Source organism: Rhodococcus sp. A14, from assembly GCF_011603105.1.
GTDB classification, from domain to species: domain Bacteria; phylum Actinomycetota; class Actinomycetes; order Mycobacteriales; family Mycobacteriaceae; genus Rhodococcus_F; species Rhodococcus_F opacus.
This window is the reverse complement of sequence record NZ_JAAOQS010000063.1, coordinates 46,490-52,672: the sequence shown is the minus strand read 5'-3', so window position 1 is coordinate 52,672 and position 6,183 is coordinate 46,490. Positions and strand designations below refer to the sequence as shown.

The following is a 6,183-nucleotide window of genomic DNA, read 5'->3' as shown; positions in this document are numbered from 1 at the left end:
GTGCCCGCTCCCACCCTGATCAGAACCTGCGGCATCCCGTCCCCGGAAGACAGCTCTCGCAGCATTGTCCGTGTCGCGGCGCGTTCGGTCAGATGGGTGACGGGGCAGGTGGCGAGTCCGCGGTTCGTGCAGGCGAGCAGAACGGCGGAGAGTGCTTCGCCGCTCCGTAGCCAATCAAGTCTCGAATCCGTGGATGTGGAGAGCAGGAGGATCGCGGCGCGGTCTTCCGACGGGCTGCCGTCGGGTGTGCTCGCGCGGCCGGGTGGAAACTCACGTGAGAGGTGCACCGAGTGCTGCTGCGAGTCGGACGGACGCGCCTGCTCCGGCACTCCGTCGGGGAACAGTCCGCGCCCCGACCACCACCGCAGTTCGGCTTGGTAGGTGGGGTCGTCGTGCCGTAGACCGGTCATCCGGCGTGATGCGTCCTCGAGTGCGGGACGGCTTCGCTCGCCGAGGTCTTCGAGTTCGACGCCTGTTCCTGCAATGATTCGCACCAGCTGCTCGAGTGTCTCCGTCCACGCGGACGGTGCGTCCAGTGGCAGTCGTTCGGTTCGCCTCCGTTCGATCGCCGCCGCCATTCGGGCGACGAAATCTGTCGGTGTCGGAGCCGGGACGAAGCCGATCGTCGACAGGAGTTGCCGGTCGGAAGAACGCGGCAGCCGCTCGATCAGAGGACGCCAGCGATTCGCCGCGAATGCGTAGTCGAGGTGATTCAAGGCCGCACCGCAGGAGATCACCATCTGACGGCCAAAGCCATCGGTGGCGGGCAGCAGCCGGTCGGGATCGCTGTACAACCGCAAGGTAGTGCCCATCACCCAACGCCACGGTTGGCTGTTGTGCAGCGACGGCGCGCGGCACGCCAGCGCCACAGCTGATTCGACGGTACGTCGGTCGGGTACCACGGGCAGCTCTCGCGTGTTCACAGTGTGTCCGTGTGTGTGGTGGGTGCTCCGCCGGTCATCGTGTGTCTCCTGCTTGTCCTGGCTTCGAGTGTTGTGCTCGCGGCTCGGTGGCTCTAGGGCCGTAGGTCATCGACACCGTCCGGCGGAGACGGCACGGTCCGACCAGCGCATCTGCGGCTGATCACTGGATGAGCACGACCCACACGGTCGCGGCTGTCACAGCGACCGGTGGGGCCAGCCACGCCGCCAGCGTCACGGCGAACCGGAACGAACCGGCAACGGCGGCGAGGACCAGTTTGGTGAGCAGGTTCGTTCCGACGGCGACAACCGCCGCCACGGTCGCGGTGTCGACGGTGATCTCGGCACCCGCCGCGGACGCCGCGGCGAGCGACGAGGAATGGGCATCGGCCAATCCGCCGACAGCCGATGCAGCGACCACACCGCCACCTCCGAAGCTGTCCGCGGCGCCCTTCGTCATGACGAGGAGGACGAGCAAAATTCCTGCCAGTGAGAGTGTTGCCGGAACCGAGATCGGGCGGTCGAGCAAACCCGTGGCCGGCTGTGTCCCCTGGGCGCGGCTGCCCGACGATCGGTCGTGCGAGCCCCGGAGCACGAGAACGGCGGTCTCCGCGACGACGAGTGCGGCAGCTCCGCCGAGTATCAGTGCCAGCTGTGCCGACACCTCGGAGTTGACGACCCAGGTGATACCGACGACGAGCAGGATGGTGGACAGATTCACGATCAGTGCCGCAGGTAAAGCATCCGGCGAATCCCGTTCTCGGCGCGCTGTCCGCGCCATGACGGCGGTGGTCGCAGCGCCGGAGACGAACCCGCCGCCGAAGCCGACGATCAGCAGTCCCCAGCGTGGGCCGAGGATCCGGGTGGCCACATAGCCCACCCAGCCGATCAGGCTCAGCATGAGCACCAGTCGCCCGATCGTCGCAGGGTTCAACGCGCCGTAGGGCCCGACGTCACGGTCTGGAAGTAGGGGGAGGACGAGGAAGCCGATCGCGAGCAGTACGCAGAAGTCCGTGATGTCGCGTTCGTCGATCATGTGCTCCGCGAATTCGTGCATGGGGTATTTGACGGAGAGGAGGACGAGCACGATCACGCCGAGCGCAACGGCGAGTGACGGATAGTGCCAGGCGAGGGCACCGAGCAGGAAGGCCACCAGGGCGGCGAACGCGGTGGTGGTCCCGACGTCCGGTCGCGGCGGGATATGGGTGCGTACCCAGTACCACCCCACGACGAGGGCCGCGATCCCCACGAAAGCCGCCGTGACTACGGCGGTGCCGAGGTGCGCTGCGATGGCGCCGGCGAGGGCAATGAGCGGAAAGGTACGTGCGCCGGGCAACTCCCAAGACCCCGGGTCCGCACCGTCAGGTGGGGTGCGGGCCGCGTGTTCCCGCTCGATTCCCAGCCCGAGCCCGATCAGCAGGGCGGCGGCGTAGCCGTAGGCGTGGAACTCAGCGATGTCCACGGTCGCCGAACTCCGTGGCGCGATCATGAACCGAACCGGTGTCCCGGTGCACTTTGCTGATCATGACCGGACATCGGGCCCGGTGAAGCATGTCCTGGCTCGTCGACCCGAGAATCGCACGGCCGAGCGCGCCGTGCCCATGGCTTCCGACGACGAGAAGTTGCGCGTCCTCACACCAGCGGAGCAATACCTCACCTGCACCACCGGACTCGACAATCTCTCGCACGACCACGTCGGGATATCGCTCGACCCAGCCGGCGAGACTTTCCGCCAGAACTGCCCCTTCCCGTCGGCATGACCCGACCCCGACCGCGTCGTTCTCGGTATCGTGTGGAAAATCCGACCTCCACGAATGCACCGCGATCAGCGGCGCGCCAAATCGCCCGGCGAATTGGAAGGCGTCGGCCACGGCGGCGACACTGCACCGGCTGCCGTCCACACCGACGACGACCGCGCGTCGGTCGGGAATCGCGTGCTCTTCGGCTCCCCGCCACACCACGACCGGGCACGGTGAGTGATGGGCGAGTCGCAGCGCCGTCGCATTCAGATACCCCTCCACCGGGCCTCGTGCCGTCGACCCGATCACCACCATCGACGCTGAGTCCGCCAACGGCAACAGGATGTCGGCCGCCGTCGACCCGGTCGGTGAGGAACACTCCACGGCGAGGGCACGCCGGTCGGCCCTGATGCCGCGCAACGCGCCGGCCAGGAACGTTTCCGCGGCGATGCGGTCCTCGTCTTCCGACGGCAGGGGCCTGGGTTCTGCGTAGAAGACGGGGGGTGGGGTCAGCACGTGAACCAGGTGCAACGTTGTTCCCTGCTTCTCCGCGACCGCGGCGGCCCAGCGCGCCGCAGCTCTCGCTGCCGTCGAGCCGTCGACTCCGGCGACAACCGGCTCGAGAGAAGGTGTCCTCGCGTCGGTCACGGTTATCTCACCACATCGCGCTGGGCGAACCCCACGAGCGCGACTCCGAGCAACACTGCAATCGTGAGCGAGGAGACGGATGCTGCCGCGAACGAGAACCCATGGCGCAACGGATCATGGCCGGCGTACTGATAGAACGGTGAATATCGTTGCCACGGCGCCAACCACGCCACCACAGGCCCGAGCCCGTTGAGCACATATGCCAGTATCGCGGCCACGGCAGGAACCGAACGACTCAGTGCGGGGCGGCCGGTGACGGCGCCGATCGCGAATGCGAGTGCGCCGAAGACCAGCGCCAGAAGCGCCAGGTGAGTCATTGCCGCCGCGACGTTTCCCACCGGCAGATCCATGTCGGCGAGTATCCCCTCCCCGAGCAGGGCGAGTCCCATGACCGCCGACAGTGCCACGGTGCCCACGGCGAGGGCACCGAATTTCTCCGTCAGGATTCGCCCGCGGCTCAGGGGCGTGACGAGCAACTGATCGAGCGTTCCCCGCTCCTCCTCTCCGGCGACCGCCGCCGCGCCCGTTCCGACGGCATAGATCAGAAGCAGCAATGGACCCATGAACGACAGCAGTTCGATCTCGATGTATCCGACCGGGGTAGACATGTCGGCCCCGGACATCGCGAACAGGGCACGAAACGCCTCGGGCATTTCGTCGAGGAACTGATTCATCGACGGCTGGTCGCGAACACTGGGCCAGATCGCCACGTACATCGCCACCAACAGCGCGAGCCCGACGACCCATGCAGGGAACGCGCGGCGCTGATCGTACAACGTCTTGGTGAGCACGCTACGCAGCATTTCGGTCTCGACTCTCGTAGAACGCCATGAATGTCTCCTCGAGGTCGGCCTCGGCGCACTCGAAGTCGACGATGCGGAATTGCGAGATCCGACGAATCAGGGCGTCCAACGCTGACTGCGGTGCACTGCACGTGAGCGACGTGCCCGCGACGGTGAGGTCGCGGAGGCCGGCCACTTCACGGAAGTCCGATTCCCGGATCGGCGTCGCACATTCGGCGGTGACATGGTGCAGCGACTTCTGGCGTAGTTCGTGAAGACTCTCGACGGCGATGAGGCGACCCTCCCGCAGTACACCGACGCGGTCGGCTACTTGCTGAACTTCGCTGAGTACGTGAGACGACAGCAACACCGTTCCGCCGGATGCGGTGTGCTCGCGAACGATCGCATGGAACTCGTGTTGCACGAGCGGATCGAGGCCGCCGGTAGGTTCGTCGAGAATGAGCAACTGCGGGCCGGACATGAGCGCGAGGACCAACGCGAGCTTCTGGCGGTTTCCTTTCGACATCGTCCGGACGGTTCGGTCGAGGTCGAGATCGAGCCGATCGGCGAAAACTGTCGCCGCTTTGTCGCCCGGCTTGCCACGCAGGTGTCCGAAGTACGTGATGTGCTGGCGGCCGGTCATGCGGTCGTACAGTGCCAATTCGCCGGGGACATAGCCGATCAGACGATGAACCGCCGGCGCCGATGACCATGCGTCGAGGCCGAACAACTGGGCCGATCCCGCAGTCGGACGCAGCAAGCCCACGAGCAGACGCAGCGTGGTCGACTTTCCGGCGCCATTGGGGCCGAGATAACCGAAGACCTCACCCTCGACAATATTCAGGTCCACCGCGTCCAGGGCGAGCACGGAGCCGAACCGCTTGGTGAGGCCGACCGTGCGAATGGCGATGTCGCTGGACATCTTCTCAGGCTTACAGCGGCGCAGTTGCCGTCAGTAGGGTCTTCCGGCCCGAATCGTCCGCGGGTGTCCGGCAGTGACCATCGGCCCTAACCTCAGGCCACTGGAAGGCGAACACTGAGGTGGACGCACCGACCGTCCGACCCGGGTCTGGGCGGAGTGCGATTCACCGAGGAGGCGATCGTGGACACCACCATTCCCGACGAGAACGTCGTCCGCATTGCCGTGGACCTCGCCTGCCGGGCACCGTCGGTACACAACAGTCAGCCGTGGCAGTGGACGTACGCCGACGGGCAGCTCGACCTCTACACCGAACGCGGCCGGCTCTTGGCTTCCACGGACCCGTCGGGCCGGCAATTGGTCGTCAGTTGTGGTGCGGCGCTGAATCATCTCCAGACGGCATTGACCGGGCTCAAATGGTCGGTGGACATCCGGCGCGTCCCGGAGGGTCCACACTCGGGGCATCTGGCGACGATTCGGTTCCGCCACGACGCCCGGCCTCAGTCGCACGACTTCGATCTGCTTGCAGCGATCCGGCACCGATATTCCGACCGCAGGCCCTTCGGCCCGGTCAGCGTGAAAACCCCGCTGCCCGCGACATTGACCGATATGGCGCGGGGCATGGACGTCCACCTGACGGTGCTGGGACAGGACGCTCGTCCGACACTCGCGAAGGCGACGGAGCTGACCGCGGCCGCACGGAAATACGACTCCGCCTACCAGGCCGAACTCCACTGGTGGGCTGGTCATTCCATTCCTCAGGGTGGAATACCGTCGGATTCCCTCGCAACCGCGGAGAACCGTGACCGCGTCGACATCGGACGCCGCTTCCCGGCGGGCCGCGACAACGACGCGAGAACGGCGATCGACCGCTCGACGGTTCTCGTGTTGAGCACCGACACCGACGGCCGCGGTGCGTGGCTCCGGGCCGGTGAGGCCCTGTCCGCGGTGCTGCTGGAGGCTACCGTCGGCGGTCTCGCGACGTGTCCCTTGACGCACACGACCGAACTCCGTCAGAGCCGGGAGATGATCCGCGGACTACTCCCCGACCGCGGCTTCCCGCAGGCCCTGATTCGGGTAGGCACGACTGAGAAGAAGTCTCCGCCACGGCAGACTCCGCGACGCCCCGTCGAGTCGGTGTTCTCGATCGGCCGCCGCCACTCCGCTCGTTGACG

General features: G+C 66.6%; 6 protein-coding genes. 1 reads left to right on the top strand and 5 read right to left on the bottom strand.

Features of this window, described 5'->3' with window-relative positions; translation table 11 throughout:
* From G9373_RS27895 to G9373_RS27875, 5 genes are all read right to left on the bottom strand, one after another.
* On the bottom strand, positions 1–923 hold a 923-nt coding region (locus tag G9373_RS27895; RefSeq protein ID WP_346842853.1), incomplete at its 3' end, for a hypothetical protein.
* A gap of 160 nt (positions 924–1,083) precedes the next feature.
* On the bottom strand, positions 1,084–2,382 hold the full coding sequence (locus tag G9373_RS27890; protein ID WP_007298851.1) for a DUF4010 domain-containing protein: 1,299 nt from the start codon (positions 2,380–2,382) through the stop codon (positions 1,084–1,086).
* Complete coding sequence (locus G9373_RS27885) at positions 2,369–3,307, bottom strand: universal stress protein (RefSeq protein ID WP_167117825.1); 939 nt, start codon at positions 3,305–3,307, stop codon at positions 2,369–2,371. The genes G9373_RS27890 and G9373_RS27885 overlap by 14 nt, the downstream gene beginning before the upstream one ends.
* 2 nt (positions 3,308–3,309) lie before the next feature.
* Positions 3,310–4,098, bottom strand: a complete 789-nt coding sequence (locus G9373_RS27880; RefSeq protein WP_265147509.1) for an ABC transporter permease — start codon at positions 4,096–4,098, stop codon at positions 3,310–3,312.
* Position 4,099: 1 nt separating this feature from the next.
* Positions 4,100–5,011, bottom strand: coding sequence for an ABC transporter ATP-binding protein (locus tag G9373_RS27875; protein WP_054245531.1), 912 nt, complete (start codon positions 5,009–5,011; stop codon positions 4,100–4,102).
* 156 nt (positions 5,012–5,167) lie between these two features.
* On the opposite strand from G9373_RS27875, the gene G9373_RS27870 reads away from it, so the two are divergent.
* Positions 5,168–6,181 carry a hypothetical protein gene (locus G9373_RS27870; RefSeq protein WP_054245532.1) on the top strand — a complete coding sequence of 338 codons (1,014 nt, stop codon included), beginning with the start codon at positions 5,168–5,170 and terminating at the stop codon, positions 6,179–6,181.
* Positions 6,182–6,183: the final 2 nt, after the last annotated feature.

Bases quoted from the DNA above. Each gene is read 5' to 3' on its own strand.
- G9373_RS27875 (WP_054245531.1), bottom strand. From the start codon at position 5,011: ATGTCCAGCGACATCGCCATTCGCACGGTCGGCCTCACCAAGCGGTTC.